The sequence below is a fragment of the Prevotella communis genome, from assembly GCF_022024115.1.
GTDB classification, from domain to species: Bacteria; Bacteroidota; Bacteroidia; order Bacteroidales; family Bacteroidaceae; genus Prevotella; species Prevotella communis.
Genome location: NZ_CP091792.1, coordinates 2,388,080 through 2,400,990 on the forward strand (window position 1 = coordinate 2,388,080; position 12,911 = coordinate 2,400,990).

At 49.4% G+C, this 12,911-nt stretch carries 13 protein-coding genes and 1 pseudogene; 3 read left to right on the forward strand and 11 right to left on the reverse strand.

Features of this window, described 5'->3' with window-relative positions; translation table 11 throughout:
* Positions 1 to 38 precede the first annotated feature (38 nt).
* The 3 genes from L6468_RS09985 (at position 39) to L6468_RS09995 (ending at position 3,651) form a co-directional block, all read left to right on the forward strand.
* Positions 39 to 1,229, forward strand: a complete 1,191-nt coding sequence (locus L6468_RS09985; protein ID WP_237793131.1) for a glycosyltransferase family 2 protein — start codon at positions 39 to 41, stop codon at positions 1,227 to 1,229.
* Positions 1,230 to 1,393: 164 nt separating this feature from the next.
* Positions 1,394 to 2,569 carry an ATP-binding response regulator gene (locus tag L6468_RS09990; RefSeq protein WP_176756985.1) on the forward strand — a complete coding sequence of 392 codons (1,176 nt, stop codon included), beginning with the start codon at positions 1,394 to 1,396 and terminating at the stop codon, positions 2,567 to 2,569.
* Between the two features lie 23 nt (positions 2,570 to 2,592).
* Positions 2,593 to 3,651, forward strand: coding sequence for an endonuclease/exonuclease/phosphatase family protein (locus L6468_RS09995; RefSeq protein ID WP_237793132.1), 1,059 nt, complete (start codon positions 2,593 to 2,595; stop codon positions 3,649 to 3,651).
* A 67-nt stretch (positions 3,652 to 3,718) separates the two neighbouring features.
* Here the strand turns inward: L6468_RS09995 and L6468_RS10000 are convergent.
* The 11 genes and pseudogenes from L6468_RS10000 to L6468_RS10050 all read right to left on the reverse strand — a co-directional run.
* Positions 3,719 to 4,177 (reverse strand): annotated as a pseudogene (locus tag L6468_RS10000) (alanyl-tRNA editing protein); the annotation flags it as partial.
* A gap of 12 nt (positions 4,178 to 4,189) precedes the next feature.
* Positions 4,190 to 5,047 carry an inositol monophosphatase family protein gene (locus L6468_RS10005; protein ID WP_237793133.1) on the reverse strand — a complete coding sequence of 286 codons (858 nt, stop codon included), beginning with the start codon at positions 5,045 to 5,047 and terminating at the stop codon, positions 4,190 to 4,192.
* Positions 5,048 to 5,177: 130 nt separating this feature from the next.
* Positions 5,178 to 5,594 (reverse strand): hypothetical protein, encoded by a 417-nt coding sequence (locus L6468_RS10010; protein WP_237793134.1) that lies wholly within the window; start codon positions 5,592 to 5,594, stop codon positions 5,178 to 5,180.
* On the reverse strand, positions 5,572 to 5,976 hold the full coding sequence (locus L6468_RS10015) for a hypothetical protein (protein ID WP_237793135.1): 405 nt from the start codon (positions 5,974 to 5,976) through the stop codon (positions 5,572 to 5,574). The genes L6468_RS10010 and L6468_RS10015 overlap by 23 nt, the downstream gene beginning before the upstream one ends.
* 63 nt (positions 5,977 to 6,039) lie before the next feature.
* Complete coding sequence (locus L6468_RS10020) at positions 6,040 to 8,307, reverse strand: DUF3987 domain-containing protein (RefSeq protein ID WP_237796670.1); 2,268 nt, start codon at positions 8,305 to 8,307, stop codon at positions 6,040 to 6,042.
* A 155-nt stretch (positions 8,308 to 8,462) separates the two neighbouring features.
* Positions 8,463 to 8,849 (reverse strand): hypothetical protein, encoded by a 387-nt coding sequence (locus L6468_RS10025; RefSeq protein ID WP_237793136.1) that lies wholly within the window; start codon positions 8,847 to 8,849, stop codon positions 8,463 to 8,465.
* A gap of 88 nt (positions 8,850 to 8,937) precedes the next feature.
* Positions 8,938 to 9,633, reverse strand: coding sequence for a phage antirepressor KilAC domain-containing protein (locus L6468_RS10030; protein ID WP_237793106.1), 696 nt, complete (start codon positions 9,631 to 9,633; stop codon positions 8,938 to 8,940).
* Between the two features lie 23 nt (positions 9,634 to 9,656).
* Entirely contained in the window at positions 9,657 to 9,938 is a 282-nt protein-coding gene (locus L6468_RS10035; RefSeq protein ID WP_237793107.1) for a hypothetical protein, read from the reverse strand.
* Between the two features lie 288 nt (positions 9,939 to 10,226).
* Entirely contained in the window at positions 10,227 to 10,820 is a 594-nt protein-coding gene (locus tag L6468_RS10040) for a hypothetical protein (RefSeq protein ID WP_237793137.1), read from the reverse strand.
* A 3-nt stretch (positions 10,821 to 10,823) separates the two neighbouring features.
* Positions 10,824 to 11,909, reverse strand: coding sequence for an AAA family ATPase (locus L6468_RS10045; RefSeq protein WP_237793138.1), 1,086 nt, complete (start codon positions 11,907 to 11,909; stop codon positions 10,824 to 10,826).
* An 83-nt stretch (positions 11,910 to 11,992) separates the two neighbouring features.
* Positions 11,993 to 12,760 (reverse strand): hypothetical protein, encoded by a 768-nt coding sequence (locus L6468_RS10050; protein WP_237793139.1) that lies wholly within the window; start codon positions 12,758 to 12,760, stop codon positions 11,993 to 11,995.
* Positions 12,761 to 12,911 lie beyond the last annotated feature (151 nt).

Consider the following 12,911-nt stretch of genomic DNA (forward strand, 5'->3'; position numbering starts at 1 on the left):
ACCACTAACCGCGCTCTAGTATATATCTAATATATAATATGGTGATAACGTTGAAAATCATATTCTGGCTCTGCCTGGCCCTCGTAGTCTACACCTATGTAGGCTACGGAGCCGTGCTATATATCATCCTGAAAGTCAAGAACATCTTCTTCCGGAGGGAAACAACCCCCATCCTACCCCTTGACCCTCAGCTGCTGCCCGATGTCACGCTGATGATCTGCGCCTACAACGAGGCCGACGTCATCGAGGAGAAGATGCAGAATATCCGGGCACTCAACTATCCCCAGGATAAGCTATGCGTGATGTGGGTTACCGATGGCAGCAACGACAACTCCAACGAGCTGCTGCAGGCCTATCCCGAGGTCAAGCTCGTTTATTCACCCGAACGCAAGGGAAAGGCAGCTGCCATGCAACACGGTCTGCAGGAGAACAAAGCCGAATACGTGATCTTCACCGATGCCAACACCATGCTGAATGCCGATGCCATCCGCGAGATAGTGCGTCAGTTCATGAAAAAGAACGTCAGTTGTGTATCTGGCGAGAAGCGCGTGGCAGCCCGTCATGCCGGTCAGGCTACTGCCGAGGGCGAAGGTGTCTACTGGAAATATGAGAGCATGCTGAAGCGTTGGGACAGCGAACTCTATTCTGCCATGGGCGCTGCCGGCGAACTCTTTGCCGTGCGCATGAGTCATTATCTCCCTGCTCCCAGCAATGCCCTGCTCGACGACTTCATGATGTCCATGCTCATCTTGAAGGACGGCCATCGCATAGCCTATACCAACGAGGCCTATGCTACTGAATACGGTTCTGCCAGCACTGCCGAGGAGTCCAAGCGCAAGCGCCGCATTGCAGCAGGAGGCCTGCAGAGCATCTGGTGGCTGCGCAGCATGATGAATCCCTTTGCCTACCCCAAGGTAGCCTTCCAGTACGTATCCCATCGCGTGCTGCGCTGGAGCATCACCCCCCTGGCCCTGTTTGCCCTGTTCCCCCTGAACCTCCTGTTGCTTTTCGCAAGCGGTTCACTCATCTACCAGTTATTGTTCCTCCTGCAGCTCTTCTTCTACCTGTCAGCTCTCACGGGTCATATCCTGAAAGTCTCAGGTCGCAGAAACAAGTTGCTCTACATACCCTGCTACTTCCTTTTTATGAATCTGAACGTCTTCCTTGGAATAGGCTATCTGATGTCACATAAGGACAGTGGAACATGGGAAAAAGCACGAAGAGGGTAAAAAAACGCAAAAATAAGTAACAATTTCGTGTTTTTCTTTCGTATTTAGAAAAAAATGATTACTTTTGCACATTGAATGTGAATGTTCATGCGATGAATTCAGAAGAAATAACAGCACTTCAGCAAAAAAATTCCGAACTAGCCGAACAACTAGAGTTAGTAAAAATGCAGTTGGACAAAGCCAACCGCAAGCTCAAGGAATATGAAGAAAAGGCCGAAAAGGCCGAAAAAGCGAGCAAGATGAAATCCTTGTTCCTTGCCAACATGTCGCATGAAATTCGCACACCCCTCAACGCTATCGAAGGTTTCTCCCGTGTCATGGTAGAGACAGACTCTCAAGAAGACCGCATGAACTATATGGAGATTATTGAGAGCAATAACAACCGTCTTCTTAGTCTTGTCAACGAGATCCTTGATCTCTCACGCGTTGAGAATGGTGAGATAACCATCAAGAAAGAACCTACGGATTTGAACTATCTGATGAAGAGTATCAAGCAGTTATTCAAATTCCGTTGTCCCGAGACAGTCAGCCTGACGTGGAACAAGCCCGCAAGTCCAGTAAGCATGGAGACCGATGCCAACCGTATCACGCAGGTATTCTCAAACCTTATCTCCAACGCCCTCAAGCACACACCTAAAGGTGTTATCTCCTTTGGCTATGAGTTGCTGAGCGACACGCAGGAGATCCGTTTCTTCGTCAAGGACACAGGTACCGGTATCGACCCCAAGTTTATCGAACATATCTTTGATGCCTACGCTTCTCAGGATGCCGAGCAGCAGCGCGGTTTCGGCCTTGGTCTGGCCCTCTGCCGTATCATTGTAGAGAAGATGGGAGGCACCATTGAAGTAGACTCAACCTTGGGCAAAGGCTCCATCTTCACATTCACCCTGCCTTTCTCAGGTTCTATCAGTGGCGTCGCCGTTACCACCCGTTCAAACAACATGCGCACTCTGCGTGTAAACAACCCCGTCAACCAGGAAGCCCTGAAGACCGTGTTGGTTGTTGAGGATGAGGAGAGCAACTACGAGCTGATACGTATTGTGCTGCAGAAGCGCTATAACCTGATACATGCCCGCAATGGTATTGAAGCCGTGACGATGAACGAGGAAGAGCATCCCGACATCATTCTGATGGACGTCAGAATGCCCGAGATGGACGGTCTCGATGCCACCCGTATCATCAAGGAGGTCAACAACAAGGTGCCCATTATCATCCTCAGTGCCTATGCTTTCCCAGAGAATATCCGTGAGGCAAAAGCAGCCGGTTGCGATGAGTTTATGGCAAAGCCGTTCAATGTAGAAGACCTCATTGAGAAGATTAATCACTTCATTGGATCATAAATTCACCCCCACCAATACATATTATGGGTAAACTGGGCGTTTACAAATACATCTCTTTCATGTTGCTGCTCATCAGCACGCTGATGGCCGTTTTCACACTCTTTGGACTTTTCGGAGGCTCTTCCGACCCTGCCTCAGGTACTGCAATCGCCATGCTGGTCTATGCCCTTCCATATCTGTTGGGGGGTAATGTCATCATGCTGATATACTGGCTCATACGCCGTCACTGGCAGTGGCTGGCCATTCCCGCCGTTCCCCTGCTGTGCGGCATCCCCTATATTGGCACCGTCTATCAGCCAGGCCTGTTCAATGATGGCGAGACAAGTCGTTCCGGAGTCAAGATAGCCACATACAACGTGGCCATGTTTGGCCGAGAGACATCAGGCTTCAAGGCGCTGGATATCCTGGCCGAGATGAAACGTCAGAATGTAGATATCCTCTGTATCCAGGAATATGAGAATGTGAGTGGCGACAAACTCAACTCCGACAGCTACAAAGGCTACTTCCCCTATTCCGCCACAGGTCGCGGCGATATGATCATCTATAGCCGCTATCCCGTAGAGCGTCACGAGACCATCGATTTCGGTCCTACCAACAATAGTGCCATGTGGGCCGACATCAATATCAACAGTCGTATTGTGCGTGTGTTCAACGTCCACTTGGAGACCACCGGTTTCAACAGCGCCCTCCATAACATGGCCAAGAACGAGCTCCAGGGCCGTTCTATCGAGGACAATGCCTTCATCCGCCTTGTCTATGGCAACTATACACGCGGCATGGCTGTACGCGCTCGTCAGGCTGATTTGGTAGCCGACCTCATCCGCACATCCGATTATCCCTGTATTGTCTGTGGTGACTTCAACGACGTGCCCTACTCCTATGTTTATAAGACGATGCTTGGCGACCTGGTGGATGGTTTCAAGGAGTGTGGCGAAGGCATTATGTACACCTATAATGGCGGCAGGAAAAAAGTGCGCATCGACTATATTTTCCACGACCCCAGCTTAGAGGGTGAATCGTACTACACAAAGGAAATCAATTATTCCGACCACTTCCCCGTATTCATGAAGATAGCCTTTTAAAGGAATCAAGGAGTTAAGACCTCTAGACTATCGTCTTAACTCCTTAACTCCTTAACTCCTTAACTACTTATACTATTTTGAACCTCACCCTGAACGAGCGTTCCTGTTCGTCCCAGTTAGTGCCCAGCATCTCAAACCGTCCTATCTGACTCGTTGAGCGTACGTGTTTACCAATGCACGGACACACATCATAATCGCCTATACGCACCAGTCGGATAGTCTCGCTGGCATCCTCTGGCAATCGGTCCAGCACCACCCCCTCAGGAATACTATCACGCGTGACAAACTCGAACCTCACAGGCAAATCCTCTGCTATCAGCTCGTTCATCCTGCGTTCAATCTCTTTTTCCTCTTGTCGCGAGGGCTTATGATCCAGGTGAAAACTCATCTTGCTCTTCTTTCTCTCCACGTGCGCATTATAGCTGCGCCCGCATCCAAAGAGCCTTATCATCGTCTGGTTCAACAGATGCTCCGCCGTATGCGCAGGCGGAAACTCCTCCTTGTTATGCTCGTTCAGAATATAATCTTCCATCGTTATTCACGCCGTTTTAATCACATCAAGCAAGTCCTTCTGTATCACCCCGTTAGTAGCCACCACATTATTGCCCTGCGTAAAATCCTCAGAGCCTTCATAGTTGGTCACCATGCCGCCAGCCTCCTTCACTATCAGCGCACCCGCCATAAAGTCCCACTGGCCAATATATTTCTCCGCATAGCCATCATATCGTCCGGAAGCCACATAGCAGAGCGCCATTGCGGCAGAGCCACACATACGGATGCTGCCCACGTTGCCATACAACTTGTCTATCAGATGCTTAATCACGGGCTTATAGGCATCACTGTTGTAAGGCAACTGCAAGCACAGCAGCGCATCCTGAATCTTCTGGTTGCTGACTTTCAACTTTAAACTTTCACCTTTCAACTCTACATACGCTCCTCCCCCTTTCCAGGCACAGTAGCACTCATCGTGACACACCTCATAGACCACGCCAATCAGTATCTCCTTGCCTTGCAATAAGGCGATGCTCACGGCGTATGGCGCATACTGATGGATAAAGTTCGTGGTGCCGTCCAGCGGATCTACCACCCAGGTGAGGGCTGAAGACTGAGGGCTGATGGCAGAATCCTCTTCCATCTTACATCTTCCTTCTTCCATCTTCGTCGTTCCCTCCTCAGTAATAAATCCTGCCTCGGGCAACAGCTGTCGCAAAGCACTCACAATCTGCTTTTCCGACCCTTTATCCACATACGACACATAGTCGTGCGCATGCTTACGCTCCACGCTTTCCAAGGAGAATTTTCTTCTCTCCTCCCTGATATAAGCACCCGCCTGCTTCGCTATCTCGCAGACGCCGCGCGTCAATTCCTCTAACATAAAATCTTTATCTTCATCCATTAATCTTCCGATTTTCATGCAAAGGTACAAAAAATCCCACATCTTCCCTCGCTTCTTTCAAAAAAAATGCAAGTTTAAAAGAACATCAGGAACAAGACGCTCGTCTGTTCCTGATGTCCTATCAAATTATCTACTCTCTCGCCAAGGCCCAGCCATCGAGCAAGGCTATCCAATCCAGTCCTTCCGAGCCACATTCCTGGACGCACATTGCGGCACCCAACTTCATCCAGCGGGCGGGCTTATCACTGGGGATACCCAAGGGCTCGTCGGGACCGATGCCCGTGAACCTGCATACATTCTCGATATACGCCCGGGTGTTGTTCTCATTTGGCGGCGCCCACCGGTTGATTATCGCCCTGATGGTATAGAGACGGTACGTGTGGTAGTACGTGCGTGTCAGCATCACGAAGGCTGCACGCCAGCCATACGCCATGGTTTCAAACTGACAGAACTGAGGGTCTGTCTGCAAGGCCTTCATGCCCTGCCATTTATCCTTTGAACGTCTTATATTCAGCGGATTATTATTACGAATTCCTCTTGCAATCATTTCGTTTCTTCTTGTTTACGTTTATTGGTGTACTATTTGGAAAGGCTTCACTATAAGCCTTATCGAGCGCTTTCAGATTGACTTTCCGATAGCTGACGCCCGTTTTTACAGCCACGATAGCACGCAACAGTTCACGGTGCTTGCGCGGATAAAGACTCGGTATCGGCAGCTCGTTCCAGCCTTCCTGAGGCTCGTCGTCAACCACAGCCATGTGACACACCTCCCAGATAAAATCGTCGGTGGCTTCGCTGCCAAACCATGCCTTCAACACATTGCGGATGCAATACCGCTTACACTGACCTCCGAGGAGGCGCCTCGTGCGCTCCAGCCTGCGCCAGAGCAACACAAAGCATTCCTGCGAATTATTTAATTCTAAATTCATAATTCTAAATTTCAATATTCATAAAATCGATTTTGACCAAATGACCTTGACCAAATGACCACGTTACAACTTACGATAATTACCATCCTCTTCCAGTACCACGAGCTTTTGTTTGCGCCAATTCTTCAGCATCTGCCGCACGGTGTTATGGTTCACGTTGGCCCCCTTCACCGCCACCGATTGCTGCATAGCCTGCTCGAAAGAGAACTGGATGTCCAGTCGCTCAAAGATGGAGTCGTTCTTGCCGCGCTTGGTGCGCTCACCGTTCATATTGCCGGCGTAGTCGCGACTCTGGAAGGCGTTCTCTATGCGGTCGCGGAAGAAGTAGAGCGCGTTCTCCAGCAGCGAGTCGGCTATCACGTCGTAGACCTCCAGCATCGTGGGCGTCTGCGCCTTCAGCAGCATCTCCTTCCATAGTCCCGGCTGCTGCTTCAACTGTGCCTCTGCTCCGGTCAGCCCGTGCTTCTGAATAAGGCTTTCGCACACCTTGCATAGCATCAGACAGCAGGTCATTCGCTGGGCTGTGACGCAGACGCGGAAGCGCTGACGGGCCCGGGTGCGGTCGTCGTTCTTCATCGTCTCCAGTCGGATGCGCTCCACCCATTCACGGCCCTTGGCCTCCAGTTTGGGCAGCACCACCTCGCCATACATCAGCGGCAACAGATGGGCTATCTGCTGGATGCGGTCGCGCTGGCGGTCGGTCAGCACAGGCGGCTTGTCCTGCAGCGGTGCAAAGGTGTTATCGGGCGTGCGGGCCACGGCGATACGGCTCTGAAAACCGTCGGTATAGTTGTTCACCACGCGATACAGCGCATCGGGCGTGCCGCACATGCACACGTTCCACAGCAGTTTGTCGATATGCACGTTCACCGCGTCAGCACTGCGGGCCTCACGCTCGTACTTCGTACCGTCGTAGCTCTGGCGCAGCATCACGGAGAAGTCGCTCATCGTGGATTTCCATTTCTGCGCCACGGTATCGGCCTCGGGGGTAAACGAGAAGGCGTGCTTGCCCTCCGTGTTGGCCAGACGCTCGGCCAGGTTGGCCACCGTATTGTTCAGCGTCAGACAGCGCACGGGCAGTTTCGGTTCCTCGGGCTGCTCCTTCTTATTCTTCGCCGCCCGCTTCTTGGCACGCCACTCGTCCTCCTGCACCTGGTACATCTTGTCGAGCGCCTGCACCTCACTCATCCACGCCTCCACCACGGGGTCGATGCCACCCTTGCCGCTGGCAAAGTCGCCGGCGATATAGGCAATCAGGTTCAGCCCTCGCTTCTGCCCGTGCACATCTAGCGTCACGCCTGTGGCCAGCGTGCCGATACAGGGGCAGATGGCGGTGATAACGGGCATGGAGAGCTGAGGACCGACGGCATCGATGGAGTCGCGGATGCCCATCGGCATTCGCTTAAGGGAAGAGGGAAGAGTGAAAAGTGAAGAATTTGCTACCGCATCATCATTGTCATCCTCATCCGCTAGGCCCTCCTCCCCTTTGGGGAGGTCGGGAGAGGTTAAGGCATTCAGTGTGTTGCGCAGCCTCTGCGGAAATCCGTTGTACTCCGAACTCAGTGCACTCTTAATCTTCGCCCGTTTCTCCTCTTCGGGGAACCCGTTGTAGCAGGGAATCACCTGATCCAGCCAGTCGGCATTCTTGCCACAGATATGCCTCAGGTCGCAGGCCAACTGATAGGTCAGCGTGTCGCGGTCGCCAATGGTCGGTTCAAACCCGTGGTTGTTCAGCTCCCAGTACTTCCGGATGATATCCGTGAAGGGGATGCCGTGGTAAGAAGAGGGGAAAAGAAGAAGACTCTCCCCCAGCAGACTCTCCCCCATCCCCTCCCTGTGAGGGAGGGGCGTAGATAGAAGACTCTCCCCCATCCCCTCTCTGTGAGAGAGGGGCGTAGATAGTTCAGCTACTTGTGATTGTCCTTGAGTCTGACCACTCCCCTCTCTGAGCAGAGAGGGGCTGGGGGTGAGTCTGAATATCTCATCATCCAGAAATAAAAGATCCTCGGCGCTCCCCGTTGTCGTGAAAAACACCCTCGTGATGTCCTTAGCACCATCGTCGTATTTGACCTCCAGCAGTTCACTCGCCCACTTCAGGTTCTCCTCCTGCGATAGCTCCGGACGGCGACGGAACACCAGGTGATAACCACCGCCGCGGGCACTCTCCTCCAGCATCAGCAGACCCAGTTCCTCCTTCTTCTGCAAGATGCGCTCACGCACCGCGGGCATCTCCTCCTTGGTCAGGTGGTCTATATCCATGCCCACCGTGGTGCTCATCGTCTTTGAGCCCTTCAGCGAGCCGTCTTCATTGGGCAGGCACGAGTAGTTCATCTGCACCAGCTTCGATTTCAGACCTTCCTCGCCTGCTCGGATACGCTCCACCAACCGCCGCTGCTCGCCGCCATTCCTCAGACTCAGATACTCCTCTCTCGTGAGGACAGGGCGCATCCTCTTCGCCCCATCCTTATAATAAATCATGTGTACGCTCATCGCAGTTCGCCTCCTTTCATCATCTCCCTTATTATCTTTCTGGCTATCGCACTGGCCTGACTCACCAGTTTCTGTGGCAGATTGCCTACCTCCTCGTCGTCCAGCGAGAAAACGAAATAGTAGCGGCCGTTACGTCCGTGCGACAGCGAACAGTTGTCTTCGCGGAATATCGGTTTGTTTTTGTGTCGTTTAGGTTTCTCAGTCATATACACGTTGCCGTCGCGCATCCCCTGCACGTGGAAATCGCCATGAAAGGCTTCTGCTGCCACATCCTCGCAGCACTCAAAATCAAGTGTACGCAGTCCTGATTCCTGCTTGCCGAAGGTCATCAGACCCTCGACCATTACCTGTTGTCCTAAAATAGGTGTTCTTCTAGTTTTCATTTTACTTAAGTTTTTGCGAGCAGAAGTTTCAGAAATCCGATGGCCATCTTCACGTGAAGACTTCTTTCGCCTCAACTCAAGTTAGTTCTTAGTGAAACAATGATTTGATGAATTCCTTGCCCTGCGGTGTCCACACCATGTATGGGCGCTGCTTCTTGTCACCATTCAGAGCGTAGTAGTGAAACATGCGTTCTTCCGTATAGCCGCATTCAGTATATTGGGCCTTGAGCTTGTAGCGCGAACCGTTCCAATACTGTATGCCCTTGTCCACCAGAAAGTGGTTCAGCGCGTTCGCCGTTGTTTCCAGGCTCTCGGCCACCTCTGATGCAGTGAAACAGTCATCGGCAGGCAGGTTGGCACGCGATATGGTGCGAGCTATAATCTTGTTGGCCTCCTCAACCATCTCGCCCTCAGTCAGTGCCTCGCCAGTGCGCAGGTTCCTTGTTGGCAGATAACCGCCCGTCTGACGAATCTGCGGCAGCACCTCAGCCGTTACCCAGCGCTTAAATTCCTTAGCCTGCGGCAGTTTGGAGCTGAGTACCAGGGAGTAGAGACCAGACTCGTTGATGATAATCGTTTTCTGAGTTCCACCAAGGGGGCCCTGAATCAGGGCGTCCTTTTTGTCCTCATCATCAACATGAGCCGCTAAAGCATTACGACTTTTAGCATATCCCAGCGCCTGTGCCACATCCTTACCCACAAAGAAAGTCTCACCTTTCTCATTTGTCATTGTTCGAACCTCGCCGAACATATCATTCTTAAAAATCTGAATATTTGTTGTCATTGTTGTTTTTACCTTTTTATTTTTTACCTATTTACCTTTATCAGGTCTGTCGCTAAGATTTCCTGGAACGTCTGTCCCTGATATTCATGTGTAGAGAATCGGAGGGTGGCGATGACGATGTCACCCTCGTAGAACCTGCACGCCGCCAGATTACCCAGCATGGCGCACACATATTCATTTTCAAACTTTGAGCCCAGCTCCTTCAGCACAATGTTGCACTTCTGGATAACGCCCGACTCCTGTTTACTTGACTGTACGCTGAAGGCCTCGCCCTGGCGTACTACTTTCAAAATCTTTGTTTCCATAATTAATTTGTTATTTGTTAATATGTTATTGTGTTAATGTGTCTTTTAAAAAACCCATTACTCTGTCTTTAAATCGTTACTGTGTATCAACATGTCAAAGATCGCCTTGTCGTTGTTCGACGATGCAAAGGAACGTAATCTGACAATCTGGACAAATCTGAGCGAAAAATATCAGATTATTTTCTGTCGGACAACGTAAAACACTAAAAATCAGCACAAAACAAAAAGTGCCCGATTCTCAAATTTGAGAACCGAGCACTCTTAATTTATCGCTCAGATTATGTCAGCTTACTTCTCCGGCTTTTCCCAAAAAGTTTCGGAGTCAAAACTCAGATAAACTCCTGTTTCTAAAGCAAATGCCATCTGATAGTCTTGTATGGTAGACTGAGTTGCAGGAAAGTTTCTCGATAGTACCACATGACAACTCAATACAACAGCATTTTCAAAATCAACATTAATAGATTTCTCGCTTTCACCAAAGATGCGAATTGTGTTCTTTAGTTGTCGTTCTGCCTTCTCAATTGCATTATTTGCAGCAGCCAGTGACCTGCCTTCCGCATTCATCTTGAACTCAACAAACCGAAACTGTTTGTCGTCGAACAAAGCACAGTCTGCAATACCTCCTTGAACGCCCTTCAACAACTGATTATCTATCGATAATAATATTATTTCACGCTTTTGCTCGTTGAACACCAAGAGACCCTTTTCTACATCTTCGCTAGCAGTTCCGAAGCGTGATGCCTTAGATTCCTCATCATCCACCACTAGCAGCAACTCATCGCACTTCATCGACCAGCACTCATCAAATGCCCTATGAAGCATCTTTTTTGTAAATGCCTCATCCAATTGCAATCTGTCGATTGCTACATGATTTACCGCCATAACCTAACTGTTCTTGCTTTTGATGGATTTTACAAACATGCGATATAGTTTATCAAAATCCTCGCCTATAAACATTGAGGCTGTATCAAGTTCGTTTACTGACACCATCCCTGTCTTCTCTGAAATCAGACTCTTGCAGTATATACCTTCCTCGTCGTTAGGATTCAGCGAATAAGCGGCAACGTCTGTTGGATTCACCATAAAGTCTGGATTGACGATCTCCTCTACCTTTTCACGGAACTCCTCTTTAAGATGCATTTTATAGGCCAGCATCAGCACGTTCAGACACGACAACAAATAGGGACTATGGGTTGTTAATACCGCCCGTCTGTCATCCTTGCCTGCCATGCGTGATGAGATAAAGTTCAATATCTCACGCTGATTCTCGGGGAACAAGTTCTGCTCTGGCTCCTCAATGACAAATGAACTAAAAGCATCGGTCTTTATGGCGTAATCTACAATCACCAACATGGGTATAGCCGACTGCAGACCTGATGAAGATGCACTTAGTGGCAACAGTTTATCCTTGCCATTCAGACTAATCATATTACGGTTGTCCTGCTTCACGTAACTCACGTCAAAGAAGGGGATATCATAGACAGGCAGTTCCTTTGTGGCCCTCTCAAACTGACTCATATAATTCAGCAGCAGCGAGGAAATAGGTATCTGCGCACTCCACATCGAAGCGATAGCCTCCGACATATTACCTATCAGATTGCGTTCGGCAGGCACATAAAGGAAGCGCTGTATATCTGCTGGCTGATTGTCGCCCATCTTTACGATGAAATGTCCGTCTTCGTATATCACCTCGCAAGGCATTGTCGCCTCATCGTATTTCAAGTTGTATGAGATATAGCTATCCTCCTGCAGGTAATCGTTTATTCCAAAGTCCTGCAGACGTTTTGTATTATTCAGCCTATCTAAAATATCTGCTTTTAACGATTCTCTGCAAAAAGTCAGCAACTTGGCAATGGTACTCTTTCCACTACCCTGTGTGCCGATGAACAACGTCATCGGGCGTATAATGATGTCGAGATTGCTGATAGGGCCAAAATGGCGGACGGTTAATTTCTCGTATACAACCTTCATAACTCAAGAGTCTTTATTTTGATGCAAAAATACTAAATTCTCTTTTATTATATATCATTTATTGTTATTTTTTACGCTTTTTGTCAATTTTTTGGCACGTAAGCATCCAACAATGGTATGATATGCTCAAAGTCGGCAGTCATCAATCCCCTGCTTGGCCGACCTTTGTCGATATTGGTATATCCCTTGTCATCGCCAAAGAAATCCTTGTTCAATGCCGGTGACCCCTTCAGCCGGAACAGCTTCCTGTCGTCCAGATAGCCCACCATATTCTGCCACACTATCTTTACACGGTCACCGCGGCCGCTTTCCAATAGATGCCACAGCGTTTCCGACAAGTCCTCTTCGTCGTCAGATAGCGGATTTTCGCCCTGTCCCAGGACCGTTTGCAGCATCTGCTTCACCTTACCTTCTATTTCATCATACCTCCAGTCGCCTTTACCAACCAATGTCAATAATTGATTGAGGATACCCTGACGATTAGACGTCAGCGTATCTTTTACTTCAGTTTCGTCCTCTTGGGATGATATAAAGTTGCTATAGTCTACATCAACACCATACTCCTCCGCATGTCCTTGCAGAATGTCGGTTAGGATACATATCTTGTCGAGTAAAATAAAGAAGCTTTCTATTTCTTCCTCTCTATCAGCATCATTAAATGGAATATTGTAAGCAAACTTGCGCCACCACAGGTTGTCATCCTTCATCTGATACCACCGGCTTGCTAATTTCTTTTGCGTAAAATCCTCTATTAGATTTTGTCGCCATCCCATCACTTCATCAAGCAGATACTCGTCCGCACATCCATTGGCCCATTTTACTATTTCATTCTTTGTTGATAAGTATGTCATCGTGAGGGTCTGTGCAAAGCGAAGAACCACATTGTTGGATAGTTGCTCCCCCCAGTTTGCATATGGTGAGGGCTGTTGTGACGTATAGAATGCTACGAGTGTCTGCTGACATTGCTTACGTATATTCCCTAATGAAAATAAACAGTCAGCA

Bases quoted from the DNA above. Each gene is read 5' to 3' on its own strand.
- L6468_RS09985 (WP_237793131.1), top strand. From the start codon at position 39: ATGGTGATAACGTTGAAAATCATATTCTGGCTCTGCCTGGCCCTCGTA.
- L6468_RS09990 (WP_176756985.1), top strand. From the start codon at position 1,394: ATGCAGTTGGACAAAGCCAACCGCAAGCTCAAGGAATATGAAGAAAAG.
- L6468_RS09995 (WP_237793132.1), top strand. From the start codon at position 2,593: ATGGGTAAACTGGGCGTTTACAAATACATCTCTTTCATGTTGCTGCTC.
- L6468_RS10005 (WP_237793133.1), bottom strand. From the start codon at position 5,047: ATGGATGAAGATAAAGATTTTATGTTAGAGGAATTGACGCGCGGCGTC.
- L6468_RS10010 (WP_237793134.1), bottom strand. From the start codon at position 5,594: ATGATTGCAAGAGGAATTCGTAATAATAATCCGCTGAATATAAGACGT.
- L6468_RS10015 (WP_237793135.1), bottom strand. From the start codon at position 5,976: ATGAATTTAGAATTAAATAATTCGCAGGAATGCTTTGTGTTGCTCTGG.
- L6468_RS10020 (WP_237796670.1), bottom strand. From the start codon at position 8,307: ATGAACTACTCGTGCCTGCCCAATGAAGACGGCTCGCTGAAGGGCTCA.
- L6468_RS10025 (WP_237793136.1), bottom strand. From the start codon at position 8,849: ATGAAAACTAGAAGAACACCTATTTTAGGACAACAGGTAATGGTCGAG.
- L6468_RS10030 (WP_237793106.1), bottom strand. From the start codon at position 9,633: ATGACAACAAATATTCAGATTTTTAAGAATGATATGTTCGGCGAGGTT.
- L6468_RS10035 (WP_237793107.1), bottom strand. From the start codon at position 9,938: ATGGAAACAAAGATTTTGAAAGTAGTACGCCAGGGCGAGGCCTTCAGC.
- L6468_RS10040 (WP_237793137.1), bottom strand. From the start codon at position 10,820: ATGGCGGTAAATCATGTAGCAATCGACAGATTGCAATTGGATGAGGCA.
- L6468_RS10045 (WP_237793138.1), bottom strand. From the start codon at position 11,909: ATGAAGGTTGTATACGAGAAATTAACCGTCCGCCATTTTGGCCCTATC.
- L6468_RS10050 (WP_237793139.1), bottom strand. From the start codon at position 12,760: ATGACATACTTATCAACAAAGAATGAAATAGTAAAATGGGCCAATGGA.